The sequence below is a fragment of the Streptomyces atratus genome (assembly GCF_900119365.1).
In the GTDB taxonomy this organism is placed as follows: Bacteria; Actinomycetota; Actinomycetes; order Streptomycetales; family Streptomycetaceae; genus Streptomyces; species Streptomyces atratus_B.
This window is the reverse complement of record NZ_FPJO01000004.1, coordinates 140269-164987: the sequence shown is the minus strand read 5'-3', so window position 1 is coordinate 164987 and position 24719 is coordinate 140269. Positions and strand designations below refer to the sequence as shown.

At 71.3% G+C, this 24719-nt stretch carries 22 protein-coding genes and 1 pseudogene; 9 read left to right on the top strand and 14 right to left on the bottom strand.

All coding sequences use genetic code 11. The annotated features are described in order from the left end of the window. Positions 1–288 precede the first annotated feature (288 nt). Positions 289–855 (bottom strand): hypothetical protein, encoded by a 567-nt coding sequence (locus tag BT364_RS09675; RefSeq protein WP_256259658.1) that lies wholly within the window; start codon positions 853–855, stop codon positions 289–291. Positions 856–1069: 214 nt separating this feature from the next. Between BT364_RS09675 and BT364_RS09670 the strand changes: the two are divergent. Continuing rightward, positions 1070–1692, top strand: a pseudogene (locus BT364_RS09670) (baeRF3 domain-containing protein); the annotation flags it as partial. A 135-nt stretch (positions 1693–1827) separates the two neighbouring features. After that, entirely contained in the window at positions 1828–2151 is a 324-nt protein-coding gene (locus tag BT364_RS09665) for a plasmid stabilization protein (RefSeq protein ID WP_072484719.1), read from the top strand. A gap of 27 nt (positions 2152–2178) precedes the next feature. Here the strand turns inward: BT364_RS09665 and BT364_RS09660 are convergent, their stop codons facing one another. The 7 genes from BT364_RS09660 to BT364_RS09630 all read right to left on the bottom strand — a co-directional run bounded on the left by BT364_RS09660 (position 2179) and on the right by BT364_RS09630 (position 11043). Continuing rightward, a complete protein-coding gene (locus BT364_RS09660) occupies positions 2179–4566 on the bottom strand; it encodes a phosphoketolase family protein (RefSeq protein ID WP_072484718.1) in 2388 nt (795 codons plus the stop codon). Between the two features lie 22 nt (positions 4567–4588). Further along, positions 4589–6013, bottom strand: a complete 1425-nt coding sequence (locus tag BT364_RS09655; protein WP_072484912.1) for an NADP-dependent succinic semialdehyde dehydrogenase — start codon at positions 6011–6013, stop codon at positions 4589–4591. A 179-nt stretch (positions 6014–6192) separates the two neighbouring features. Further along, a complete protein-coding gene (locus BT364_RS09650; protein WP_072484717.1) occupies positions 6193–6696 on the bottom strand; it encodes an ATP-binding protein in 504 nt (167 codons plus the stop codon). 150 nt (positions 6697–6846) lie between these two features. Continuing rightward, positions 6847–8946, bottom strand: coding sequence for a xanthine dehydrogenase family protein molybdopterin-binding subunit (locus tag BT364_RS09645; RefSeq protein ID WP_072484716.1), 2100 nt, complete (start codon positions 8944–8946; stop codon positions 6847–6849). Between the two features lie 42 nt (positions 8947–8988). Next, positions 8989–9975: an FAD binding domain-containing protein gene (locus tag BT364_RS09640; protein WP_072484715.1), complete on the bottom strand. Its 987-nt coding sequence runs from the start codon at positions 9973–9975 to the stop codon at positions 8989–8991. Beyond that, on the bottom strand, positions 9972–10538 hold the full coding sequence (locus BT364_RS09635; protein WP_072484714.1) for a 2Fe-2S iron-sulfur cluster-binding protein: 567 nt from the start codon (positions 10536–10538) through the stop codon (positions 9972–9974). Before BT364_RS09635 ends, BT364_RS09640 begins: the two co-directional genes overlap by 4 nt. A 115-nt stretch (positions 10539–10653) precedes the next feature. Continuing rightward, positions 10654–11043 (bottom strand): hypothetical protein, encoded by a 390-nt coding sequence (locus BT364_RS09630; protein ID WP_072484713.1) that lies wholly within the window; start codon positions 11041–11043, stop codon positions 10654–10656. Positions 11044–11249: 206 nt separating this feature from the next. Here BT364_RS09630 and BT364_RS09625 point away from each other — a divergent pair, with 206 nt between their 5' ends. Next, on the top strand, positions 11250–11582 hold the full coding sequence (locus BT364_RS09625; RefSeq protein WP_072484712.1) for a DUF6479 family protein: 333 nt from the start codon (positions 11250–11252) through the stop codon (positions 11580–11582). A 135-nt stretch (positions 11583–11717) separates the two neighbouring features. Beyond that, on the top strand, positions 11718–12545 hold the full coding sequence (locus BT364_RS09620) for a VOC family protein (protein WP_072484711.1): 828 nt from the start codon (positions 11718–11720) through the stop codon (positions 12543–12545). A 28-nt stretch (positions 12546–12573) separates the two neighbouring features. On the opposite strand, the gene BT364_RS09615 is transcribed toward BT364_RS09620, so the two are convergent. Further along, positions 12574–13089 (bottom strand): DUF6328 family protein, encoded by a 516-nt coding sequence (locus tag BT364_RS09615; protein WP_072484710.1) that lies wholly within the window; start codon positions 13087–13089, stop codon positions 12574–12576. A 212-nt stretch (positions 13090–13301) separates the two neighbouring features. Here BT364_RS09615 and BT364_RS09610 point away from each other — a divergent pair, with 212 nt between their 5' ends. Further along, the gene (locus BT364_RS09610; RefSeq protein ID WP_072484709.1) at positions 13302–13691 is read left to right on the top strand and encodes a VOC family protein; all 390 of its coding nucleotides are present in this window, start codon (positions 13302–13304) and stop codon (positions 13689–13691) included. 70 nt (positions 13692–13761) lie between these two features. On the opposite strand, the gene BT364_RS09605 is transcribed toward BT364_RS09610, so the two are convergent. From BT364_RS09605 to BT364_RS09590, 4 genes are all read right to left on the bottom strand, one after another. Further along, entirely contained in the window at positions 13762–14253 is a 492-nt protein-coding gene (locus BT364_RS09605) for a GNAT family N-acetyltransferase (RefSeq protein WP_072484708.1), read from the bottom strand. A 55-nt stretch (positions 14254–14308) separates the two neighbouring features. Continuing rightward, positions 14309–14713: a DnaJ family domain-containing protein gene (locus tag BT364_RS09600; RefSeq protein ID WP_072484707.1), complete on the bottom strand. Its 405-nt coding sequence runs from the start codon at positions 14711–14713 to the stop codon at positions 14309–14311. Between the two features lie 137 nt (positions 14714–14850). Beyond that, positions 14851–15792 carry a hypothetical protein gene (locus tag BT364_RS09595; RefSeq protein WP_072484911.1) on the bottom strand — a complete coding sequence of 314 codons (942 nt, stop codon included), beginning with the start codon at positions 15790–15792 and terminating at the stop codon, positions 14851–14853. 139 nt (positions 15793–15931) lie between these two features. Then, positions 15932–16729 (bottom strand): tyrosine-protein phosphatase, encoded by a 798-nt coding sequence (locus BT364_RS09590; RefSeq protein WP_072484706.1) that lies wholly within the window; start codon positions 16727–16729, stop codon positions 15932–15934. 436 nt (positions 16730–17165) lie between these two features. On the opposite strand from BT364_RS09590, the gene mutA reads away from it, so the two are divergent. The 3 genes from mutA to meaB are packed head-to-tail and all read left to right on the top strand — an operon-like array spanning position 17166 to position 22231. Continuing rightward, entirely contained in the window at positions 17166–19028 is a 1863-nt protein-coding gene (gene mutA / locus BT364_RS09585; protein WP_072484705.1) for a methylmalonyl-CoA mutase small subunit, read from the top strand. Beyond that, positions 19028–21229, top strand: coding sequence for a methylmalonyl-CoA mutase (scpA, locus tag BT364_RS09580; protein WP_072484704.1), 2202 nt, complete (start codon positions 19028–19030; stop codon positions 21227–21229). The genes mutA and scpA overlap by 1 nt, the downstream gene beginning before the upstream one ends. Positions 21230–21241: 12 nt before the next feature. Next, entirely contained in the window at positions 21242–22231 is a 990-nt protein-coding gene (gene meaB / locus BT364_RS09575; protein WP_072484703.1) for a methylmalonyl Co-A mutase-associated GTPase MeaB, read from the top strand. Between the two features lie 54 nt (positions 22232–22285). On the opposite strand, the gene BT364_RS09570 is transcribed toward meaB, so the two are convergent. Then, positions 22286–23167: a GNAT family N-acetyltransferase gene (locus tag BT364_RS09570; protein ID WP_177328073.1), complete on the bottom strand. Its 882-nt coding sequence runs from the start codon at positions 23165–23167 to the stop codon at positions 22286–22288. 376 nt (positions 23168–23543) lie between these two features. Here BT364_RS09570 and rho point away from each other — a divergent pair, with 376 nt between their 5' ends. Beyond that, entirely contained in the window at positions 23544–24686 is a 1143-nt protein-coding gene (gene rho, locus BT364_RS09565) for a transcription termination factor Rho (RefSeq protein ID WP_072484701.1), read from the top strand. The last annotated feature ends 33 nt before the right edge of the window (positions 24687–24719 follow it).

Here is a 24719-nt window from a genome sequence, read left to right as displayed (position 1 = left end):
GCACCAGGCCACGGCCTTTGAGCGGGTCGCGAACCACCGCGGGCCGTCGGCGCGTCCCGCTGTCCGGGGCCGGGCAGGGCGCGCCGGGTCGGCGACGGCGGTGCGTGCCCCGTCCGCCGAGATCCGGCCGAGCCCGACGCGCAGCATCGCCCCCGGCACGCAGCAGCCAGTCGCCGGAGGTGTCGTACATGCCGCAGGTCGCCATCACCGCAAGCACCTGCGCGGCCACCGGCTCCGGGATCGGTGGCGGCGTCGGCGTCGGCGTCGGTACTCGCCCGGCCCCGGCCGTCAGCTGCGCTCGGCCTGGGCGATCCGGGGAAACGTCTTGACGCCGGCCGCCTTCCGGCTGTTGGCGAGCTGGTTGACGGTCCGTCCGGGCGGGACGTCCGGGAAGCCGAGCACCACGGAGTCGAGCACCTTCCCCGACGCGTCGACGAATTCCACCTTGACGGCGTAGAAGGCAGCCTTGTCCGTACGGTTGGTGACGCGGACGAGGGCGCTGCGGAACTGCTCGGACTTCGCGACCGGCTGCCCGGTCACCGAGACGTCCTTGACCGCGTTGCCCCGGCCCTGCACACCTGCGAGCTGCTTCACCGCCTGCTGCCGGTTGCGCTCGGCGGCGGCGGAGACCGAGGCCGCGAACTCCTGCTGGGTGCGCCCGGTGGGACTCGCGGACCGGGTCATGGCCGGTTCGGGGGAGACCGTTCGGGTGCTCCTGGCCGTGCCGGTCGAATGGGTGTCGGAGCCGCCGCAGGCGGCGGTACCGGCGATGACCACCCCGGCCAGCACGGCCGGGGTCAGACTGCGGACTGCGCGGGCGCCGAGGGCGTGCCGCAGGGGACTGATCGGGTTCACGGACGCTCCGTCTGTTCGGAAGGGCGTAAGGAAGGAGGAGAAGAGAGGGGGAGGGAGGGACAGGCAAAGGCAGGGCGGGACGGGAACATGAGGGAGGAGGGAGCAGTGCGGAAGATCGTGGACATCGCATGCGCCTCCAGGGAACAACAATCAAGAACCCGCTCATATTAGGATCAAAAGGCATGAATCGACTCGTCGAATTCACCCGCTTCGCTATCTGACCCGCAACCTGGTAGCCGCGAAGGCACAGGCCCAGCCCTTCTGGGCGCTCACCGTGTCGGCCGACCGGGCCGTCCTGTGGAGCGGCACGGCGGACGCCCTGCGCGAGGAGCGGACCGGCGGGTTCCCGCCGACGGCTCCGCAGGAGCCGTCCGACCCGCAGCGCGAGGAGCGGGTCGGCGACACCCCGAGCACCTTCAGCGACGAGGAGACGCGCAACTTCCTGCGCACGGTCGACGAGAAGCTGCGCACGGTCCTGGCCGAGGACCCTCGCCCGCTCTATCAGCAGCGGTTCGCGGCGGAGATCGACGGCAAACTGGACGAGGCCCGGGGCCGTCGTGCTTTCGCCGGCGGTCTCGACGAGGTGTGGGCCGCCGTACGGGAGGGCCGTGCCGGACTGGTCGCGGTGGAGGAGCATCTCCAGCAGACGGTCCGGGTGACGGACGAGCACCTGGAGCCGGTGAGCGGCGAGGCCGCGGACCTCACGGACGGCACGGTCCGTGAGGACATCGTGGACGAGCTCGTCGAAGCCGCTCTGGACAGCGGCGCCGACGTGGTCCTCCTCCCGGACGAATCGCTCGCGGAGCACGGTCGGTCGCGGCTGCCCTGCGCTACTGAACGGACCGGCGCGACGCCGTACCCCTCCCCCGGGCCCGCACGTCTCAGGCATGCGGGCCCGGGGCGTCGCTGGGAGACTGGGGAGGGGGCCCGCCGGGCCCCGGGGCAGGTCCCGGAGAGAGGGGTGACCGCACCATGCCACGCGGATCCGACGCCAAGCGGGAGCGGCAGTACGAGCACATCAAGGAGAGCGCGCAGGAGCGCGGGGTGAGCGAGGAACGCGCCGAGGAGATCGCGGCCCGTACGGTCAACAAGGCACGCGCCCGCGCCGGTGAGTCGAGGACGGCGAGCCGTACCTCCATCGAGGACATGTCGTCCTCGCGGCGCGGCGGTCTGCGCGCCCACAGCGGAGCGGAAGGGCCGACCCGCGACCAGCTCTACGAAGAGGCGAAGAAGAAGAACATCCACGGGCGGTCGAACATGACGAAGGCCCAGCTGGCACGCGCGGTCGGCCGCTGAGCCCACGTCGGGCGCACCGGGGCGGTGTCAGCCGCTCCAGGTCCAGTCGGCCACCTCCGGCAGGTCCGTGCCGTGTTCACGGATCCAGGCGTGATGGCGGGTGCGGACATCCGCCATCGCCTGGCGTACCGCCACGGCGCGCACACCGAGGCCGGGCACCCGGTCGATGACGTCCATGACCAGCCGGTAGCGGTCCAGGTCATTGCGGACCACCATGTCGAAGGGCGTCGTGGTGGTGCCCTCCTCCTTGTAGCCGCGCACATGCAGCTGCGCGTGGCCCGCGCGCCGGTAGGCGAGCCGGTGGATCAGCCACGGATAGCCGTGGTAGGCGAAGATCACCGGCGTGTTCCGGGTGAACACCGCGTCGTACTCGGAGTCCGGCATCCCGTGCGGATGCTCCTCGCGGGGCAGCAGCCGCGCCACGTCGACCACATTGACCACCCGCACCGCCAGTTCCGGCAGATGCCTGCGCAGCAGGTCCGCCGCGGCCAGGGTCTCCAGCGTGGGTACGTCGCCGGCGCAGGCGAGCACCACGTCGGGTTCGCGGCTGCCGTCCTCCGTACCCGCCCATTCCCACACACCGGCACCGCGGGCGCAGTGCGCGCGGGCCTGGTCGAGGGTGAGCCAGTCGAAGGACGGCTGCTTTCCGGCCACGATCACATTGACGTAGTCGCGGCTGCGCAGCGCGTGGTCGGCGACCGAGAGCAGGGTGTTGGCGTCCGGCGGCAGATAGACGCGTACGACCTCGGGGCTCTTGTTGAGGATGTGGTCGACGAAGCCCGGGTCCTGATGCGAGAAGCCGTTGTGGTCCTGGCGCCAGACGTGCGAGGTGAGCAGGTAGTTGAGCGAGGCGATGGGGCGGCGCCAGACCAGCCGGCGGGATGTCCTGAGCCATTTGATGTGCTGGTTGACCATCGAGTCGACGATGTGGGCGAACGCCTCGTAGCAGGAGAAGAGGCCGTGCCGGCCGGTGAGGAGATAGCCCTCCAGCCAGCCCTGGCACAGATGCTCGGAGAGCACCTCCATGACGCGTCCGTCGCGGGCGAGGTGCTCGTCGGTCGGCAGTATCCGTTCCTGCCAGGCCTTGGCGGTGGCGCCGTAGAGCGCGTCGAGCCGGTTCGACGCGGTTTCGTCGGGGCCGACGACGCGGAAGTCGCGGCGCTCGGCGGTGGCGGCCATGACGGCCTCCAGCAGGCCGCCGAGCACCCGGGTCGGCTCGTGCAGCACGGTGCCGGGCTTGCCGACCTCGACCGCGTGGTCGTCCAGCGGCGGGATGGGCAGATCACGCAGGAGCAGACCGCCATTGGCGTACGGGGTCGAGCCGAGCCGGGCGTCGCCCTCGGGCACACAGGAGAGCACCTGGGGGCCGGGCCGCCCCGACGCGTCGAAGAGTTCCTCGGGCCGGTAGGAGCGCATCCACTCCTCCAGCTGCCGCAGATGGTCCTCGTTGTCCCGGACCCCGGGCAGCGGGACCTGATGTGCGCGCCAGGTGCCCTCGACGGGCACCCCGTCGACCTCCAGCGGGCCGGTCCATCCCTTGGGGGTGCGCAGCACGATCATCGGCCAGTGCGGGCGGCCTGTGTCGCCGCCGGTGCGGGCGGCGGCCTGGAGCTCCCGGATCCGGTCGACGGCCCGGTCCATCGCGGCGACCATCGCCCGGTGGACGCCGATCGGGTCGTCGCCGCCGACGTACAGGGGGTCGTGTCCGTAGCCGCGCAGCAGGGCGTCGAGCTCCGTCTCGGGGAGGCGGGCGAGCACGGTCGGGTTGGCGATCTTGTAGCCGTTGAGGTGGAGGACGGGGAGGACGGCTCCGTCGTGCACGGGGTCGAGGAACTTGTTGGAGTGCCAGGACGCGGCGAGCGGTCCGGTCTCGGCCTCGCCGTCCCCGATGACGCAGGCGACGAGCAGTTCGGGGTGGTCGAGGGCGGCCCCGTAGGCGTGGGTGAGGGCGTAGCCGAGTTCGCCGCCCTCGTGGATGGAGCCGGGTGTCTCCGGTGCCACATGGCTGGGCACCCCGCCGGGGAAGGAGAACTGCTTGAACAGCAGCCCCATGCCCTCGGCGTCACGGCCGACATCGGGGTACGTCTCCGAGTAGCTGCCCTCCAGCCAGGAGTTGGCGAGGACGGCGGGTCCGCCGTGGCCGGGGCCCCAGACGCACAGGCCCTGGACACCGCGGGATCTGATGACACGGTTGAGGTGGGTGTAGACCAGGTTCAGTCCGGGTGAGGTGCCCCAGTGGCCGAGCAGGCGCGGCTTGATGTCCTCCCGGGCGAGCGGCCGGGTCAGGAGCGGGTTGTCCATCAGATAGATCTGGCCGACGGCCAGGTAGTTGGCGGCCCGCCAGTGCGCGTCGAGTGCCGCGATCTCTTCGTCGGACGGGCCGGACGGGGCCGCCGGGCCGGGGGCGTTGCTCATGGATGTCTCCAGCCGAAAAGCTCTAGGAGGTGGCGCCGGCGGGCTCGGGGCCGTACCAGACCGTGGTCGCGTTGCAGAATGCGCGGATGCCCTGCCCGGCGAGCTCGCGTCCGTAGCCGGAGCGCTTGACGCCGCCGAAAGGCAGCGCGGGATGGGACGCCGTCATGCCGTTGAAGAAGACGCCGCCCGCCTCCAGGTCGCGTACGCAGCGACGCGCCTCGTCCGGGTCGCGGGTCCAGACGTTGGAACTGAGGCCGAAGGGGCTGTCGTTGGCGAGCGCGATGGCCTCGTCCAGCCCTTCGGCCCGGTAGAGCGAGGCGACGGGGCCGAAGGTCTCCTCGCGGTGGATGCGCATGGCGGGGGTGATGCCGGTGAGGACGGTGGGGGCGTAGAACCAGCCGTGCTCCAGTTCCGGGGCCAGGCCGTCGGGCCTGCCGCCTCCGCACAGTGCGCTCGCGCCCTGCCGGAGCGCGTCGTCCACCAGCTCCTCCAGGTCGGTTCGGCCCTGTTCGCTGGCGAGCGGTCCGATGTCGGTGGACTCCTGCATCGGGTCGCCGACCGTCAGATCGCTCATGCCCACGGTGAACCGTTCGGCGAACTCCTCGTACACCTCCGTGTGCACGATGAACCGTTTGGCGGCGATGCAGGACTGCCCGTTGTTCTGGACCCGCGCGGTGACGGCGGTGCGGGCGGCCCTGGCGACGTCCGCCGACGGCATGACGAGATACGGGTCGCTGCCGCCCAGCTCCAGGACGGTGTGCTTCACCTCGTCGCCGGCGATCGACGCGACGGAGCGGCCGGCCGGTTCGCTGCCGGTGAGGGTGGCCGCGGCGACCCGGCGGTCCCGCAGGATCGCCTCGACCGCCCCGGACCGCACCAGCAGGGCCTGGAAGCATCCCGCCGGGAATCCGGCCCGGCGGAACAGTCCCTCCAGATACATCGCCGTCTGCGGGACGTTGGAGGCGTGTTTGAGCAGGCCGACGTTCCCCGCCATGAGGGCCGGGGCGGCGAACCGTACGACCTGCCAGAGCGGGAAGTTCCACGGCATCACGGCGAGCACGGCGCCGAGCGGCCGGTAGTGGACGTAGGCCCGGGAGGCGCCGGAGTCGCGCACATCGGCGGCGGACGGATACTCGTCCGCGAGGAGTTCCTCCGCGTGGGCGGCGTACCAGCGCATCGCCTTGGCGCACTTGGCGGCCTCCGCGCGGGCCGCCTTGACGGGTTTACCCATTTCGGTGGTCATGGTGCGCGCGATGTCCTGCTGGTCCTCGTCCAGCAGCACGGCGGCCTGGTTCAGCAGGCGGGCCCGCTCGGCGAATCCGGTCGTCCGGTACTGCTTGAACGCGCTGTCGGCTGCGTCGAGCCGCTGCTCGATCCCCGCCTGGTCCAGTGCCTGAAACGTTCTGAGGGTTTCGCCGTTCGAGGGATTGACCGTCGCGATGGGCATGGCCGTGTCCTCCTTGCCTCGGTTCTTCGACCGTGCCGCGTCGTACGCCGCGCCGCAACGCGGGCCCCGTCGGGCGGACACCCGGCCGGCGCGGTCCGCGCGTACGGTGCGCACGTCGTCCGCGCCGGGAGGGGGAAGCGTTCAGCGGGTACAGGAGCCGGCGGTCCCGGTGGCCCGGCTCAGACGAGAGCGGGATCGGATGCCGTCACGGGCTCGGCGACGGGGGCGGCGACCACGGCGGGAGAGCGGCGGAACTCGCGCACACCGGGCAGCGGCGGGAGCGGCGCCAGGCCGACGCTGTACGGCTCCTCGGCGTACCGGGTGAACCAGACGACCTTGCCCTCGGGCGTACGGCAGGTGCCCCAGCTGTCGCTCAGGGCCATGACCCTGCTCAGGCCACCGCCACCGGTGCTGAGCAGCCGCGGCATCTCGGAGCCGTTGTCGGCGACGGAGACCGTGAGATGCCGCCCGGACCAGCGGAGTTCGACGGTGCAGTTGTTGTCGTCACCGACATGCCGGTGGACATTGGTCAGCAGCTCCTCCACACCCCGGCACACCGGCCGGATGTGGAGTTCGAGACTCCAGTGGCGGAGGTGTGCCGCGATTATTCGCCGCAGCTGGGACACACGCTCTGCCGAAACCTGGAGTTCGACCAGATAGTGCCGGTCGAGTGGAACGGTCATCGTCGAGGCTCCTCACATCGAGGCCCACTTGTCTTCGCCCCGTTGGACAACGACCCCCGAACACGAAGAGTGAGCAGATGTCGCTTCTGGGTCATTCCACAGGGTGACCCGGCCGCACCTGTCGCGCAACACAGGGGACGACCGCCCAGGTCACAGGAGATAGGGCAGCAGCGTGTCCGGGGTGAGCGGGAGGCTGCGCAGTCTGATACCGGTGGCGTGCCGGACGGCGTTGCCGACGGCCGCGGCGGCGCCGACGATTCCGATCTCACCGATGCCCTTGCTGCCCATCGGGTTGAGATGCGGATCCTCCTCGTCGATCCAGTGCGCCTCGATCTCCGGCACGTCGGCGCAGGCCGGCACATGGTAGGAGGCGAGATCGCTCTCGGTGAAGTCGCCGAAGACAGGGTCCATGGTGCTGGCCTCGGTCAGTGCCATGCCGATCCCCATGGTCATGCCGCCGATGAACTGGGAGCGCGCGGTACGGGGGTTGAGGATGCGTCCGGCGGCGAACACACCGAGCATCCGCCGCAGTCGCACCTCTCCGGTCCTCGAGTGCACGGCGACTTCGGCGAAGTGCGCGCCGAACGCGTGGCGTGCGTACGGGGATTCCTCCGCGGTCTCCTGCTGGGTGTCGGCGGTGACGGTGAGCCCGTCGGCGGGAACCGGGCCGGCACGCTCGTCCAGCTGCCGCCGCAACAAGGTGCATGCCTTGTGCACGGACCAGCCCCAGGAGGCGGTGCCCGCCGATCCGCCCGCCAGTGGGGCGTCGGGCAGTTCGCTGCTGCCGATGTCGGTCCGGACGTTCTCCACCGGGGCGCCCAGGGCCTCGGCCGCGATCTGCGCGAGCACGGTGCGGGCGCCGGTGCCGATGTCGGTGGCGTTGACCCGGATGCGGTACGAGCCGTCGGGGGCGGCGTGCGCCGAGGCGCTGGAGGGGGCGATGTACACGGGGTAGGTGGCGGCGGCGACGCCCGTGCCGAGCAGCAGCGGACCCTCCTCACGGATGGCGGGGCGCGGATCGCGGTCGTACCAGCCGAAGCGCGCGGCGCCCTTCTCCAGGCAGGCGGCCAGGCCGCGGCTGCTGAAGGCGCGTCCGGAGTCCGGTTCGTTCGCCGGGTCGTTGCGGATGCGCAGCTCGACGGGGTCCATGCCGAGGGCCGAGGCGAGTTCGTCCATGGCGGATTCCAGCGCGTACATGCCCGGGGCCTCGCCCGGTGCGCGCATCCAGGAGGGGCTCGGCACATCCAGGGCGACCACCCGGTGAGTGGTGCGGCTGGTGGCGGAGCCGTACATGATCCGGGTCGGTACGGCCGCCTGCTCCACGAACTCCTTGATCGTGGAGGTGTGGGTGATGATCTCGTGGTCGATGGCGGTGAGGATGCCGTCGAGGTCGGCACCGAGCCGGACGTGCTGGACGGTGGGGGCGCGATGACCGACCACGGCGGCCATCTGGCGGCGGGGCAGCGCGATCTTGACGGGGCGCCCGGTGTGGCGCGCGGCCATGGCGGCCAGCACGGTCTGCGGGCGCGGGGTGCCCTTGGACCCGAAGCCGCCGCCGACATGCTCGGAGACGGCGGTGATCTGCTGGGGCCGGATTCCGAACGCGGTGACAAGGCTGTCGCGGACCTTGGTGGAGCCCTGGCTGGAGTCGTGAACGGTCAGGTGCCCGTTCTCGTCCCACTGTGCCGTCGTGGCGTGCGGCTCCATGGGGTGGTTGTGCAGGGCGCCGACGGTGTAGGTGGCGTCGATCTGCACGGGTGCCGTGACGAAGGCCCGGTCGGTGTCGCCGCGTTCACGGACCGCCGGATAGTCGCCGTTGACCGTCTCCGGGGTGTACAAGCCGGGGTGGTCCTCGGTCAGCAGGACGTCGTGCCCGGCGGACTCGTACGTGATCCGCAGCGACTCGGCCCCGGCGCGGGCGCCCTCCGGGGTGTCGGCCACCACGAGCGCGACGGGCCAGCCCCGGTGCGGGACCCTGTCGTTCTGGAGGACGGCGAGGATCGGGTCGTCGGGCTCCTTCAGCCGGGGGGCGTTCTCATGGGTGAGTACGGCGTGCACACCCGGCAGGGCCAGGGCCTCTTCCGCGCGGATCGCGTCGACGCGGCCGCGGGCGATGGTGGCGGGGACGGGCCGGCCGTACAGACACCCCGGCGGGGTGTGCTCGGCGGCGTAGCGGGCGGTGCCCGTGACCTTGTCCCTGCCCTCACGGCGGACGACGGGGGTGCCCAGTGGTGGCGGGGCCTGACTCATGACGGGGTCCTCACGGCAGGGGGTCGGCGTTGGTGCGGTTGCTCAGCTGTCGGCGGCGAGTTCGGCGAGCGCGTCGACGGCCAGGTTGCGGGCGAGGCCCACCTTGAAGGCGTTGTCGCGCAGCGGCCGGGCCGCGGTGAGTTCGGCGTCCACAGCCCGTTCGAAGGTCTCGTCGGTGGCCGGTGCGCCCCGGAGCACGTCCTCGGCGGCGTGTGCGCGCCAGGGCCGGTGGGCGAGTCCGCCGAAGGCCAGTGCGGCGTGCTCGATCCGGCCGGCGCGAACGCTCAGTACGGCGGCGACGGACGCGAGGGCGAAGGCGAAGGAGGCGCGGTCGCGGGCCTTGCGGTAAACGGAGGCGGCACCGTCGGGGCTCGGTGGCAGGACCACCTCGGTGATGAGTTCGCCCGGCCGGATCTCGGTGTCCCGGTCGGGGGTGTCGCCCGGCAGGCGGTGGAACGTGGTGGCGGACACGGTCCGCTCGCCGTCCGGTCCGTGCAGCCGGACGGTGGCGTCGAGGGCGGACAGGGCGACGGCCATGTCGGAGGGGTGGGTGGCGACGCAGTGCTCGGAGTGGCCGAGTACGGCGAGGTCGCGCTGGGCGCTGTCGCGGGCGGGGCATCCGGTGCCGGGTTCCCGCTTGTTGCACGGCTTGGAGGTGTCCTGGAAGTACGGGCAGCGGGTGCGTTGCAGCAGGTTGCCGCCGGTCGTGGCGGTGTTGCGGAGCTGCCCGGAGGCGCCGGACAGCAGCGCCTGGGACAGGACGGGGTAGCGGGTGCGCACCGCGGGATGGGCGGCCAGGTCGCTGTTGCGCGCCGTCGCGCCGATCCGCAGGCCGCCGTCCGCGGTGTCGGCCACCTGGTCCAGCGGCAGCCGGCTGATGTCGATGAGCAGCTCGGGGGCCTCGACACCGAGCTTCATCAGGTCGACGAGGTTGGTGCCGCCGGCGAGGAACACGGCGTCGGGGCGGGCGGCGCTCTCCTGGACCGCTTCGTCGGCGGACCGGGCACGGAGATAGGCGAAGGGCTTCACGGCGCCACGTCCTCGATCGCCTCGACGATACGGGGGTACGCGCCGCAGCGGCACAGGTTGCCGCTCATCCGCTCGCGGATCTCGTCGGCGCCGAGCGGTGCCGGGGCCGATACAGGTGCGCGCCGGGGGGTGGCATGGGACGGGAAGCCGTCCGCCGCCTCGCCGAGCATGCCGACGGCCGAGCAGAGCTGGCCGGGGGTGCAGTAGCCGCACTGGAGGGCGTCGCGGTCCAGGAAGGCTTCCTGGAGCGGGTGGAGCCGGTCGCCGTCGGCGAGGCCCTCGACAGTGGTGATGGCGGCGCCGTCGTGGGCGACGGCGAGCAGCAGGCAGCTGTTGGCGCGCCGCCCGTCGACGATGACGGTGCACGCCCCGCACTGTCCGTGGTCGCAGCCCTTCTTGGCACCGGTGAGGCCGAGGTGCTCGCGCAGTGCGTCCAGGACGGTGGTGCGGTGATCGAGCGTGAGCGTCCGCTCGGTTCCGTTGATCTGCAGTGTCAGGGTGGAACGGTCACCGGTCGCTGCCGGTTGTTGCGCACCGTCGTCCCGCCCGCGAGAGGGGTCCACGCGCTCGCACCTTTCAGGGGTGGCCTTTTATCCGTTTTCTACCAGACGTGCGGTGTCTTCCGGCCCCATTGCTCCGCTGCCGGGCCGTGATCCGTCGGCCTGTCGGCCCATCGGTCTACCGGCTGGACAGACGCAGCCGCACCTCTTCCTCCTGGTCACCGGAGACGGTCCCCACGACCTTGACGTCGAAGGCGTGCGCCAGGCTCCGGCGGAGCCGCTCCACCGCCCAGTAACCGCCCTGCACGTCCACGCTGACGGGCGCGCCGAGCGCGACCGGCCCGGAGACCACCCTCGCCTCGGCGACGTCGACGGTCACCACCCATGCGGTGGGGCGGGTGCCCGCGAGGTTCTGCGGCACGTCGACCGAGGCCCGGTCGGTGGTGAACGCGGCCCGCAGCACATCGAAGACCATCCGCGCGTCGGCCTTCTCGCACCCGCTGATGACGACCGAGACCTCCTCGACGTACCCGCTGTCCTCCGTCTGCTTCTCCTTGATGGTGTTCACCGCGGTTCCTTCCGCTCCGTGCCCCTGGGGCGATTCGGGGATGTCTCCAGGCTCACCCCGTGGCAGGGCGACGGCGACACGAGACCACCGGGATTCGAACGGATCGCGACCCCTCGGAACGAAACACCTTTCAGGTCATATCCACTTAAAACATGAATTCATGTGAATTATTGAGTGAGGGCTCCACCTCGGGGTATCCGGCAAGCATGGACGTTTCGAACGCAGACCTGAGTTCGCTGGCCCTCACCTTCGCCGACGGCCGGGGCGCCACCGGGTCGGTGATGGGCATTGTCGGAGTGGCGCTGGTGGCCGTGCTGATCGGCGCGGTCTGGCTCGGGAGGAAGCGCCGGGCCGAGGAACTGCCACCGCCCAGACCCGACGAGCAGCCACCACGGCCGGACCACCGCAGCCACATCGAGGAACGCGATGTGCACGGCGACGACCACTTCCCGCCCGACCGCCGGGGCCTTTCGCCGTACGAACTCGGTGACCACGGGAACGAGCCCATCCGCCGCGAGACCGACGAGCAGCGCGACTGACCCCGCGGACTCCCCGGCATCGGTCCGCGGTGGGGGCTTCGCGTGTTGCGGGGGCGGCCGCCCCCGGTGAGGCTGGTGAGGCCCGGCGGCCACGGGCATACGCAGACCTCGCAACCGATGAAGGCAGTTAGGACCATGACCGGAAGCCACCCGGGGAGGGCGCCGACACCGGCGCCGCTGACCGGATCCGCAGCGCCCTGCTGGGTCAACCTCATGACCCGCGATCTGGGATCGGCGCAGGAGTTCTACGGCGCCGTGCTGGGGTGGACCTTCCGCCCGGGCAAGCTGGGGCAGGACTTCTCGGTCGCACGCCGCGGCGGCGTACCGGTCGCCGGGATAGGCGCGGTGGCGACCGCGTACCGGGTGGCCGTGGCCTGGACGCCCTATTTCGCCGTCGCCGACGCCGACGCGGCCGCCTCACGCATCCGTGAGCGCAGCGGCACGGTCGCCGTGGGGCCGATGGCTCTCGGCAAGGGGCGCGGGGCGCTGGCGGCGGACCGGGACGGTGCGGTGTTCGGTATCTGGGAGCGGACCGAGCCCGCGACCTCACCGCCCACCCCGGACGGCCATTCGCACGCCTGGCTGCGTCTGCACACCAGGAACGCCTTCGACGCCGCGATCTTCTACGGAGAAGTGCTCGACTGGGCGAGCGGACGTCCGGGGGGCTGCGAGGTGTCGTACGAGAAGGACGAGGTCGTCGTCGACTGCGACGGACGCCGGCTCGCCCGGATCAGCTCCGGCGCGGTGGAGGCGGCACCCGACCCGCTGGTCCGCCCGCACTGGCAGGTGCACTTCCCCGTCACCGATGTGCCGGCCACGGTCGCGGCGGCGAGGGAGAACGGCGGCAGTCTGGTCGAGCAGCGGATCCTGTCCCAGGGCAGCGAAGCCACCCTGCTGGATCCGGACGGCGCCCTTTTCACGGTCACGGACCTTCGGGGGCTCGCGGCGGACGACCCCGGCTGACCGGGCCGTGCTCGCTTCCCGTGCGCTGTTATTTCCCGTGCGCGGACGAGGAGCGGGCCAGCGCCCAGGCCGGGAAGACGAACCAGCAGACCAGGAACCACAGCGCCATGGCACCGACCAGCCACAGGGCGACGGAGTTGTGCAGGGCCACCCGCAGGATGAGCAGCAGGGCGGAGCACATCGTGCAGAACAGCAGCAGGAGCCCGAGCACGGTCATTCTCGACGCCCAGGTCACCGTCTGCGGTTTGAGCCTTCGGCCGGTGAGCAGCCGGTGGTACGAGACGGGCCCGATCAGGGCGGCGGCGGTGGCCGATCCCAGCATCACGGTGACCACGTAGATGGTGCGGTCGGCGTCCGAGAGCTCGGTGAAGCGGGGCTGGAAGACGACGGCGAGCAGGAAGCCGAACAGGATCTGGACGCCGGTCTGGGCCACGCGCAGTTCCTGGAGCAGATCGGTCCACCGCCGGTCCGCGCGTTCCTCGGGCGTCTCGTGGCGGCCGTCGTCGCGGCCCTGGCTGTCGGGAAGACGTGCTGTCGAGGTCACCGGGAGCCTCCGTCCGGATACCCGGAGTACTTCACCTTCCCCCCTCCCCCACCGTAACCGGTCACCAGGGCCGGGGTGGTGGCCGGATCGTTCACCGGACCTCGACGATCAGTTCGACCTCACCTAGGATTTCGGTAACGGCATCGCGCGTCGGTCACCGGCCGGGTGAGGCGTGGAGGTGCCCGTGAGATGCCCGTTGGAGGCATTCCACAGTGTCAGTCGAGTTGAATCACACCATCATCCATTCCCGGGACAACAAGGAGTCCGCCGAGTTCCTTGCGGACATACTGGGGCTCGAAATCGGCGAGGAATGGGGCCCGTTCATCCCGGTCACCACCGCGAACGGCGTCACACTGGACTTCGCGGCCATTCCCGAAGCCTCGATCACCATGCAGCACTACGCCTTCCTCGTCTCGGAGGCGGAGTTCGACACCGCGTACGCCCGCATCAAGGATCTCGGGGTCGAGTACTTCGCGGATCCGCACAGGAAGCATCCGGGCGAGATCAACCACAACGACGGCGGCCGGGGCGTGTACTTCCTCGATCCCGTCGGTCACGCCATGGAGATCATCACGCGCCCGTACGGCGGCTTCCCCTCGTAACACGGCGTCCTGAGAAAGGGGTTCGGCCGGGGCTCGTGCACGGGTCCCGGCCGGGACCCGCCGTGCCGGATCAGGCGATCGGCAGCAGCAGCTCGGGCCGGTCCCACATCACCGCAGGCGGGTTGGCCGCCAGGGTGCCGGTCCGCCGGGCGCCCACACTGCGGTAGAAGCCCTCGGCGGGCGGGTGCGAGACGACGCGGACTTCGGTGAGGCCGGCGCGTTCCGCCTCACCGCGCAGATGCCCGACGAGGAGCCGCCCGATGCCGAGTCCCTGTGCGTCGTCGGCGACGAACATCAGGTCGAGTTCCGGCGGCTCGAGAACGAGCGAGTAGAAGCCCAGCACCCGCTCGGTGCCGGGCTCCACGGCCGCGAAGACCCGATGGGTCTCGATGTAGTCGGGACCCACCCGGTATCCGGCGACCATGGCGGCGTACTGCCCCTCGTAGGCGCGGGAGGTCCTGACCAGCCGGGTGAGCCGCTTCGCGTCCCGGGCGGTGGCCCGCCTGATGCGTACGGCCTCCCGTCGCTCCCCACCCCCCGGGCGCGTAATGCTCGATTTCATGGGTGGAGTATTACGCATCCGGTTGCCGGGCACCCACTCGCGAGCCCGTCGGGGGCTACGAGCGATCGCGCGCCGCGCGCCATTCGTCGACCACGGCGTCGATGTCGAACGGCTTGAGGTTCAGCATCGGTCCCGGCGGCGGCCGCCTGACGGCTGTCCGGATCTTCTCGTTGACCTCGGTCAGCATGCGCCGGACCTCGGCCTCCGTCCGCGCCCCGGACACGGCTTCGGCCACGTCCTCCGCCTCTTTGCGCAGGGCCAGCGTCGGCGGGAGCACCGACACCCCCTCGCGCTGCATCTTCCGCTTGATCCACCAGTTCTCGTCGTAGGGAGCCTCAAGGCTTTCGAGCGGCTTACCGAATCCCGGCAACCGCGAGATGTCGCCACGCTGCTCGGACTCCCGGATCTGCTTGTCGACCCATGATTCGAAGCTGACGCCCGCAGGCTTGCGCTCGGTCAACGTACGCCCCTCTCGGAGGATTCGAAATCCGGTCCTCTCACGATACCCAGGGGCCGAGGAGGAACCCGGCACGTCCTCGCCCACCCCTGCGCAACACGCTCTGCCACAGGGTCATTTCGGGGCGCGAACGGCTCGCGTCAGTGGGCGTGCGCGGCGGGCTCCCCGGTCCCGCTGTCCCGGTGTGCGCCGTCGCCGTTCCCCGGTTCCGCCACCCGGACGGTGAACGCCGCCGTGCGCACCTTGCCCTCGTGCTTGAAGTCGAGGAAGAGCCGGTACATGCCCGCACTGGGCGCCGTCGCGGCGAAGGACACCACCGGACCCGGACCTCCCTCGTTCGGGTGGACGTGCAGATAGGCCAGGTCGCCCGAGCGCAGGGCGACCAGGTGCCCGTACGCGCCGAGGTAGGGCTCCAGATCGGTGACGGGGCGGCCGTCCTTGCTGATGGACGGCTTGAGTTCACCGGCCCGGCCGGCGCGGAGTTCGCCGCCGAGCGTGACGCGGTAGCCGTCGGCCTCGGCGGTGGCGCCCGGGGCGGGGAGAGCGGCGGGGAGGTAGGCGCCGGAGACGGCCAGATCCGCTCCCAGCGTGAGGTTCTCGGCACCCGCTGCGGCCGGGGTGAAGTCGGCGAACACCCGGTAGCCACCGGCTTCGGGAAGGTCGACCGGCGTCGACCAGGTGCCGTCGGCGGCACGGACGGGGTGCAGATGGCGGTACTGGGTGAGGTCGGTGGAGGCGAGGATGAAATGCAGCTCCTTGCCGTGCTCACGCCGATAGGCGGTGACCTTCTGCCCGCTGTCGTCCTTGACGGCGAACCGGATCTCGGAGCGGGCCCCGGCCCGGACCGTCGGCGTCTCCAGGGCCAGCGTGTAGCCGCCTTCGGACACCTGCAGTCCGCCGGGCGCGTGGTCCGCCGCCGCCTTCGTCCCGCCCTCCTCTCCCCCGCCGTGGCCACCGTGCTGCCCCGCGGGGCGGTCCTCCGCCGCCACCAGCGGGTCGACGCCCCTGCCCACTCCGTACGCGGTTCCGAAGGTCGCGGCGAGCGCGGCGGCGAAGGCGGTGATCCTCAGTGCGTTGTTCATGACGGTTTCCTCCATCGGGTCGACCGGGAGGCAGCGCTTCCCGATGCACCACAACATACCCCCTGGGGGTATCAAGTCAAACCCCGGAGCTCCTATCGCCCCAGGGATGCACGGGAGGAAGGAACGCCCGGATCGCCGCTCAGGCGGGCACCACCAGTGCGTCGCGCAGCCGTTCCACCGCCGCTTCGGGAATGCGCAGACCGTCGCGCACATAACCGTCGAGCCCGCCCCACCTCTCCTCCACGGCGTCCAGCGCCGTGTCGAGGTAGCGAGGGCGGACCTCGGTGATCGCGGACGCGATCTCCGGGTCGCCGCCCGCGTCGAGGAAGTCCTGCACGTACGGCGCGAAGGCGACCCGCAGCACGGGGTTCACCGCGAGGAACTCGGCGCGCACGACATCACGTGACGCGCCGGTCATCATCAGGAGGAGGGCGGTCGCCCAGCCGGTACGGTCCTTGCCCGCCGTGCAGTGGAAGAGCACCGGGCGGGCGCGGTCGTCGGCGACCGTCTCGACGAAGGCCCGGTAGGCGGCGGACGACCCCGGCGAGAGCACCATCTGCCGGTAGGTGTCCGCGAACAGCCCCTCCGCCTTCCCGCCCCCCAGCGCCCGCTCCGCCTCGACGGGGTCGGTGAGCAGCGCGCGCAGCCGGGCAGGCGCCACACCCGGGTTGTCCCCGAGCACGTCGGCGACGAACAGCCGGGCCCCGGGAGGCAGCCGGTCGGGTGCCGCGGCGCGCTCGTCGGCGGTCCGCAGATCGACGACGGTCCGGATGCCGAGCGCGGCCACCTGCGAGTCCTGCGCCGCGTCGAGCCCGCTGAGCTGTCCGGACCGCAGCACGACACCCGCCCGGAGCCGGTGATCCGGGCCCAGGGCGATGCCGCCCAGGTCGCGCAGATTGAGGACGGTGGATGCCGGGACGGCCCTGGCTGTTTGCACGATGAACTTCCCCTTTTCCCGACGCGTATCCGAATTTATTCGGCCTGGCCTGATCAAACGTCGCACGCGGTCGGGAAATCGACAAAGTAAAACGCCGGACGGTATCGATCGGGGGCACCGGCGAAGGCAATGGAAATGTGAAATCGAAGCCGCCCCCACCCAGGTCAGGGGCACACCACACCAATAGCGGTGTCCTCTCCGGAAAGCCGCCCGAAGGGCAACACCGATCGATGCGCGGACCGGTACGACGACCCTCGAATTCCCGGCCCCGCGATTCCCGCCCGGGCGCGGCGAGGGTGCGCCCGGCGAATCCTCCTCCGTTCGCGCGGCCGGTCGTCTACGCGACGGTGGGTGAAGGATCAAGTGCGCTCCGGAGAGGGCAAGGTCACAAGCGGAACCCGTGCTGCCCTCAAGCGCCCTGACCTAGCATCTGGGCATGACGGTCCTGCCTGCCGACGGGCTTTCGTTGGCCGCCGAGTTCCCTGCCCCCGCCCATGAGCAATGGCAACGCCTCGTCGAAGGCGTGCTGCGCAAGTCGGGCAAGGATGCTGAGGGTTCGGCCGCCGAGGAAGCACTGTCCACCACGGTGGAGGACGGGCTCATCACCCGCCCCCTCTACACCTCGCGCGACAGCGCGCCCGATGCCGGATATCCGGGCTTCGCCCCCTTCACCCGCGGCAGCAAGCCCGAGGGCAACGCGGCGGGCGGCTGGGACGTACGGCAACGGCACACCCTCGCGGATCCCGCGCGTCTCAACGAGGCGGTGCTCGCCGACCTGGAGAACGGCGTCACCTCGCTGTGGCTGGCCGTGGGCGGTGCCACGGGTGTTCCGGTGTCCGCGCTGGCAGGGGCCCTGGACGGCGTCTACCTCGATCTGGCCCCCGTGGTGCTCGACGCCGGCGGTGAGACCGACGCCGCGGCGACGGAGCTGTTGCGGATCTGCGCGGAGCGGGGCGTCGACGCGCGGAGCGTGCGCGGCAACCTCGGCGCGGACCCGCTCGGGCTGGCCGCCCGCACCGGCGCCGCGCCCGATCTGTCGGCCGCGGTCCACTGGGCGCGGCGGTGCACACAGGAGTTTCCCGGACTGCGGGCACTGACCGTCGACGCGCTGCCGTACCACGAGGCCGGCGGTTCGGCGGCCGAGGAGCTGGGCGCTTCGCTGGCGACCGGTGTCGCCCTGCTGCGGGCGCTGACGGACGCCGGACTGTCGGTCGAAGACGCCTGTGGGCAGCTGGAGTTCCGGTACGCGGCGACCGCCGACCAGTTCCTCACCATCGCCAAGCTGCGGGCCGCGCGCCGGCTGTGGTCCCGGGTGGCCGAGGTGTGCGGGGCCGCCGGGGCCGGTGCCCAGCGCCAGCACGCGGTGACGTCGTCGGTGATGATGACGCGGCGCGATCCCTGGGTGAACATGCTGCGCACGACACTGGCTTGTCTGGGGGCGGGTGTCGGCGGTGCCGACTCCGTCACCGTGCTGCCGTTCGATCACGCGCTGGGCCTGCCGGACGCGTTCGCCCGGCGCATCGCCCGCAACACGTCGACGATCCTGCTGGAGGAGTCGCACCTGGCCCGGGTCATCGACCCGGCGGGCGGTTCCTGGTACGTGGAGCGGCTCACCACCGAGCTCGCCGACGCCGCATGGTCGTTCTTCCAGGAGATCGAAGGCTCCGGCGGCCAGGCGGCCGCCCTTCGCTCCGGGATGATCGGCGAGCGTCTCGCGGCCACCTGGGCGGCGCGCAGCAAGGATCTGGCGCGCCGCAAGGAGCCGATCACCGGGGTCAGCGAGTTCCCGCAGCTGTCGGAGCGGCCGGTGGAGCGCGAACCGGCCCCGGCCGGACCGGCCGCGGTCGCGGGCGGTCTGCCCAGGGTCCGCCGAGACGAGGCGTTCGAGGCGCTGCGCGCCCGGTCGGACGCCCACCTCGCGACGACCGGGGAGCGGCCGAAGGTCTTCCTCGCCGCACTCGGCCCCGCCGCGGCGCACACCGCGCGGGCGTCGTTCGCCGCCAACCTCTTCCAGGCAGGCGGCATCGAGCCGGTCCACGACCCGGTCCCGGTCGACGAGGCTTCGGCCGCCGACGCGTTCAGGGCCAGCGGGGCGACCGTGGCGTGCCTCTGTTCCAGCGACGCGCTCTACGCCGAGCAGGCCGCGGCGGTCGCCGGGGCGCTGGGTTCGGCGGGCGCGCTGCGGGTGTTCCTCGCCGGCCGGCCCGCCGGATACACCGGCGTCGACGAGTACGTCTTCGCGGGCTCCGATGTGGTGGCCGTGCTCTCCTCCCTTCTCGACCGTATGGATGTGGCGTAATGCGTATCCCTGACTTCTCCGGCATCGAGCTCGGTCCGGGCGCCGCCGCCGAGGTGTCCGAGGAGCGGTGGCGCACCTCGGTGAAGGAGTCCTCCGGCAGTTCCGACGGCGATCTGCTGTGGGAGACCCCGGAAGGCATCGCGGTCAAGCCGCTGTACACCGGGCACGACCTCGAAGGGCTCGACTTCCTCGGTACGTATCCGGGCATCGCCCCGTATCTGCGGGGCCCGTACCCGACGATGTACGTCAACCAGCCCTGGACGATCCGTCAGTATGCCGGGTTCTCCACCGCCGAGGAGTCCAACGCCTTCTACCGCCGCAACCTCGCGGCCGGGCAGAAGGGTCTCTCCGTCGCCTTCGACCTGCCGACCCACCGCGGCTACGACAGCGACCATCCGAGGGTGACCGGCGATGTCGGCATGGCGGGCGTGGCGATCGACTCGATCTACGACATGCGGCAGCTCTTCGACGGCATCCCGCTGGACCGGATGTCGGTGTCGATGACGATGAACGGCGCGGTGCTCCCGGTACTGGCGCTGTACATCGTGGCCGCGGAGGAACAGGGCGTCGGGCCCGAGAAACTGGCCGGGACCATTCAGAACGACATTCTGAAGGAGTTCATGGTCCGCAACACCTATATCTATCCGCCGAAGCCCTCGATGCGGATCATCTCCGACATCTTCGCGTACACCTCGCAGAAGATGCCGCGCTACAACTCGATCTCCATTTCCGGCTATCACATCCAGGAGGCGGGTGCGACGGCCGATCTGGAGCTGGCGTACACCCTCGCGGACGGTGTGGAGTATCTGCGGGCCGGGCGGAACGCCGGTCTCGACGTGGACGCGTTCGCACCGCGGCTGTCGTTCTTCTGGGCGATCGGCATGAACTTCTTCATGGAGATTGCGAAGTTGCGGGCGGCCCGGCTGCTCTGGGCCAAGCTGGTCAAGGAGTTCGAGCCGAAGAACGCCAAGTCGCTTTCACTGCGCACCCATTCGCAGACCTCGGGTTGGTCGCTGACCGCGCAGGACGTGTTCAACAACGTCACCCGGACCTGTGTGGAGGCGATGGCGGCCACCCAGGGGCACACCCAGTCGCTGCACACCAACGCACTCGACGAGGCACTCGCCCTGCCGACGGACTTCTCCGCCCGGATCGCCCGCAACACCCAGCTGCTCCTCCAGCAGGAGTCGGGCACCGGCCGGGTGATCGACCCGTGGGGCGGCAGCGCGTACGTGGAGAAGCTGACGTACGACCTGGCGCGCCGGGCCTGGCAGCACATCGAGGAGGTCGAGGCCGCGGGCGGCATGGCGCAGGCCATCGACGCGGGCATTCCGAAGCTCCGGGTGGAGGAAGCCGCGGCCCGCACCCAGGCGCGGATCGACTCGGGGCGCCAGCCGGTGATCGGGGTGAACAAGTACCGGGTGGAGACCGATGAGCAGATCGATGTGCTCAAGGTCGACAACTCGTCGGTGCGCGCCCAGCAGATCGCGAAGCTGCGCCGGCTGCGCGAGGAGCGCGACGAGTCGGCCTGCCGGGCCGCGCTGAACGCGCTCACGGCGGCGGCCGAGCGGGAGCCCGGCCCCGGTCTCGAAGGCAATCTGCTGGCCCTCGCCGTCGACGCGGCACGCGCGATGGCGACGGTGGGCGAGATCTCGGACGCCCTGGAGAAGGTGTACGGGAGGCATGCGGGCCAGATCCGTACGATCTCCGGTGTGTATCGCAACGAGGCAGGTGAATCCCCATCCGTGGACCGGACCCGGGCACTGGTGGACAGGTTCGAGGAGGCCGAGGGACGCCGTCCGCGCATCCTGGTCGCCAAGATGGGACAGGACGGCCACGACCGCGGCCAGAAGGTGATCTCGACGGCCTTCGCCGACCTGGGCTTCGACGTCGACGTCGGCCCGCTGTTCCAGACGCCGGCCGAGGTGGCGCGGCAGGCGGTGGAGGCGGACGTGCACATCGTGGGCGTCTCCTCACTGGCCGCCGGGCACCTCACGCTGGTGCCGGCGCTCCGTGAGGAGCTGGCGGCCGAGGGGCGCGAGGACATCATGATCGTGGTGGGCGGGGTGATTCCGCCGCAGGACGTCGAGGCCCTGCACGAGGCGGGCGCGACGGCCGTGTTCCCGCCCGGCACGGTCATTCCGGATGCCGCGTACGACCTGGTGACGCGGCTCGGTGCCGCGCTCGGTCACGAGCTGTGAGCCGCTGACCCGATGGCTCCGAAGATCGACATCGACAGCTATGTGAAGGGGGTGCTCGACGGGAAGCGGGCGCACATCGCGCGCGCCATCACTCTCGTCGAGTCCACCCGCCCCGATCACCGGGCGCTGGCCCAGCAGTTGCTGCGCGAGCTGCTGCCGCACTCCGGCGCCGCCCGGCGGATCGGCATCAGCGGCGTGCCGGGGGTCGGGAAGTCCACCTTCATCGACGCGCTGGGCACCATGCTCACCGGGCTCGGGCACCGGGTCGCGGTGCTGGCCGTCGACCCGTCCTCCAGCCGTACGGGCGGCTCCATCCTGGGCGACAAGACCAGGATGGAGCGGCTCGCGGTGGACCCGGCGGCGTTCGTGCGTCCGTCCCCGACCGCCGGGACCCTCGGCGGGGTGGCCAAGGCGACCCGGGAGTCCATCGTGGTGATGGAGGCCGCGGGGTACGACGTGGTCCTGGTGGAGACGGTCGGCGTCGGGCAGTCGGAAACGGCGGTGGCCAACATGGTCGACACGTTTCTGCTGCTGACGCTGGCCCGGACCGGCGATCAGCTCCAGGGGATCAAGAAGGGTGTGCTGGAGCTGGCGGACGCGATCGCGGTCAACAAGGCGGACGGCCCGCACGAACGCGACGCCCGCGCGGCCGCGCGTGAACTGGCGGGTGCGCTGCGGCTGATGCACCCGGTGGACGCGGCGTGGACCCCGCCCGTCCTCACCTGCAGCGCCCGTGAGCCGGCCGGTCTCGACACGCTGTGGGAGCGGCTGGAGCAGCATCGCGCGCTGCTGGAATCGACCGGCCGGCTCGCCGCGAAGCGCCGTGACCAGCAGGTCGACTGGACCTGGACGATGGTGCGCGACGAGCTGCTGGAGAGTCTGCGCGGCCATCCGGAGGTGCGCGCGCTCACCCCGGATCTGGAACAGCTGGTGCGGGAAGGTGAGTTGACGGCCACGCTGGCGGCCGAGCGGATCCTGGCCGCGTTCCGGGGCACGGTCTGATCCGGAAGAAGGCCGGTGGTCGGGGCCTCGCCCCGGCCACCGGACGGACCGCTCCTACAGGTCGAGCTGGTACTCGACCGACCTGTGTGTCGGCTCGTAGCCGAGCTCGTCGTTGATGCACCGCATGTGCGTATTGCTGTCGGCGGTGTCCGTCAGCAGCCCTTCCAGGCCGGGGTGGCTTTCTCGGGCCCGGAGGATGGACCGCACCTTCATCCACCGGCCGAGGCCGTGCCCCCGGTGCTCGGGAAGGACTCCGGTGCCGTAGTGCTGGGCGTCGCCCTTGCCGTCGCCCGGGACGACCAGTTCCGTGAAGCCCACGATCGTGGCGTCGGACTCGTCGACCGCCGCGACCGTGTGGAGCAGCTCGCCGCGTTCCGCGACGGCCGCCGCCACGGACCGGACCCGGTCCACGTCCCAGACGACCGTGCCGAAGTCGGTGTCGTCCATGGGCATGTCGTCCATGGCCCGGCGGGACGCGGCGAACGTCGGCGCGAGCTCGTCCGGGACGGTGCCGTCCCAGGAGATGAGCCGGTAGCCCGGATGCGGCTGCCCGACGGCCCGGCGCAGCGCCCCCGTGTCGGCCTTCGCCAGCGGAAGCCGGACGTAGGTCAGGGTCAGCACCTTGCGCAGCCCCTTGGCCCGCAGGAAACCGTCCCCCGGGGAATCGGCCTCGACCTGTGCGATGACGCTGCGCCTCCCCTCCTCGCGGGCGGCGGCGACCGCCGCGTCGAACAGCCGCGAGCCGACCCCCTTGCGGCGCTCGGCCGGATGCACGCGGAGCTCCAGTTCGGCGAGGTGGTCCTGGCCCTCACGGGTGAAGACGCGCAGGAACGCCGAGCCGAGCGGGCTGCCCGCGGGATCGGAGGCGAGCCAGGCCAGACGGTGGCTCCCGTCGGCCCGGTCGGGGTCGGCCAGTGCGGTGATGCGCAGGGACAAGGTGACTCCTCCGCGCCCGGGGCGCCGGTCGGAATGGGGTGAACGGGCGGGTGGCCCGCAGAACCACATCACTCCGTGAACGCCGCGGCAACCGGATATCGGGACCTTCGACTCCGCCCCGGCTCCCGAGCGCCGTGGTACCATGCAATCACCGCATGTGTCCGCCTCGTTTCGAGGCGCCGGTGCAGATCCACCTCTCCGAAGCCACCACGCCCGTCTCCTCCCGACCGGCGATCCGGCTTTCCGCATCACCTCACCCAGTTCGGGCCCGGCTTTCTCCGTCCGAGCTTTCCCGCCCGTCGTGCGGGGCGTGATCTCTTCCGCCCGCGCCGTCCGGCCCCCCTCATTCGCCATGTCCGCGAAAGGACCGCTCTCCATGACCAGCACTCTCGAACACCCGCTTCTGCAAAAGGAGTTGACCACCGAGGAAGCCAGAGGCGTCCTCGACCTCACCCATCAGGGGAACGGCGCGCTGCGCGTCCGGGGCGGCCACCCCTCCCCCGGCGACGTGGTGGTCCCGGCCGCCCTGATCCGCCGCCACGGCCTGCGCCGGGGCGATGACGTCGAGGGGCTCTGCGACCGGCCACGCACCCTGTCCACCGTGGAGCGGGTCAACGGCCTCTCCCCGCAGGCCCTTCGCGGCCGTCCGCACTTCCGCGACCTCACCCCGCTCCACCCCGGGCAACGGCTGCGGCTGGAGACACCGTCCGGCGGCGCCGCGATGCGTCTCGTCGACCTGGTCGCACCGATCGGCAAGGGGCAGCGCGGGCTCGTCGTCGCCCCGCCCCGGACGGGCAAGACCGTGCTGCTCCAGCAGATCGCCGCCGCTGTCGCCGCCAACCACCCCGAGTGCCATCTGATGGTGGTGCTGGTCGACGAACGCCCCGAAGAGGTCACCGACATGCGCCGGTCCGTACGGGGCGAGGTGCTCGCCTCGACCTTCGACCGGCCCGCGAAGGATCACATCGCACTCGCCGACCTCGCGGTCGAACGCGCCAAGCGGCTGGTCGAGCAGGGCCAGGACGTCGTCATCCTGCTCGACTCCCTCACCCGGCTGTGCCGCGCCCACAACAACGCCTCCGCCGCGGGCGGACGCACCCTCAGCGGCGGCGTCGACGCAGCCGCCCTGCTCGGCCCCAAGCAGTTCTTCGGCGCCGCACGGCTCGCCGAGGAGGGCGGCTCCCTCACCATCCTGGCCACCGCGCTGGTGGAGACCGGCTCCCGCGCCGACGACTACTTCTTCGAGGAACTGAAGAGCACCGGCAACATGGAGCTCCGGCTCGACCGCCGGCTCGCCGAGAAGCGCATCCACCCGGCCGTGAACATCCCGGCGTCCGGCACCCGGCGCGAGGAACTCCTCGTACCGGGGAGCGAGTTGCGAGTCGTACGGCGACTGCGGCGCGCGCTGCACGCCAGGGAGCCGCAGAACGCGCTGGAGACACTGCTCGACCGGATCCGCCGCACCCCGGACAACGCGGCCTTCCTCCGCGCCGTCCACCGCACCGTCCCCGAGACCTGAGCCTGCCCGGGCGGCGCCGGCCCTGCGCAATAG

What these genes read in the sequence shown, in the direction of transcription:
- BT364_RS09665 (WP_072484719.1), top strand. Translation starts at nt 1,828, where the DNA reads ATGCCACGCGGATCCGACGCCAAGCGGGAGCGGCAGTACGAGCACATC.
- BT364_RS09660 (WP_072484718.1), bottom strand. Translation starts at nt 4,566, where the DNA reads ATGAGCAACGCCCCCGGCCCGGCGGCCCCGTCCGGCCCGTCCGACGAA.
- BT364_RS09655 (WP_072484912.1), bottom strand. Translation starts at nt 6,013, where the DNA reads ATGCCCATCGCGACGGTCAATCCCTCGAACGGCGAAACCCTCAGAACG.
- BT364_RS09650 (WP_072484717.1), bottom strand. Translation starts at nt 6,696, where the DNA reads ATGACCGTTCCACTCGACCGGCACTATCTGGTCGAACTCCAGGTTTCG.
- BT364_RS09645 (WP_072484716.1), bottom strand. Translation starts at nt 8,946, where the DNA reads ATGAGTCAGGCCCCGCCACCACTGGGCACCCCCGTCGTCCGCCGTGAG.
- BT364_RS09625 (WP_072484712.1), top strand. Translation starts at nt 11,250, where the DNA reads ATGGACGTTTCGAACGCAGACCTGAGTTCGCTGGCCCTCACCTTCGCC.
- BT364_RS09620 (WP_072484711.1), top strand. Translation starts at nt 11,718, where the DNA reads ATGACCGGAAGCCACCCGGGGAGGGCGCCGACACCGGCGCCGCTGACC.
- BT364_RS09605 (WP_072484708.1), bottom strand. Translation starts at nt 14,253, where the DNA reads ATGAAATCGAGCATTACGCGCCCGGGGGGTGGGGAGCGACGGGAGGCC.
- BT364_RS09595 (WP_072484911.1), bottom strand. Translation starts at nt 15,792, where the DNA reads ATGAACAACGCACTGAGGATCACCGCCTTCGCCGCCGCGCTCGCCGCG.
- mutA (WP_072484705.1), top strand. Translation starts at nt 17,166, where the DNA reads ATGACGGTCCTGCCTGCCGACGGGCTTTCGTTGGCCGCCGAGTTCCCT.
- scpA (WP_072484704.1), top strand. Translation starts at nt 19,028, where the DNA reads ATGCGTATCCCTGACTTCTCCGGCATCGAGCTCGGTCCGGGCGCCGCC.
- meaB (WP_072484703.1), top strand. Translation starts at nt 21,242, where the DNA reads ATGGCTCCGAAGATCGACATCGACAGCTATGTGAAGGGGGTGCTCGAC.
- rho (WP_072484701.1), top strand. Translation starts at nt 23,544, where the DNA reads ATGACCAGCACTCTCGAACACCCGCTTCTGCAAAAGGAGTTGACCACC.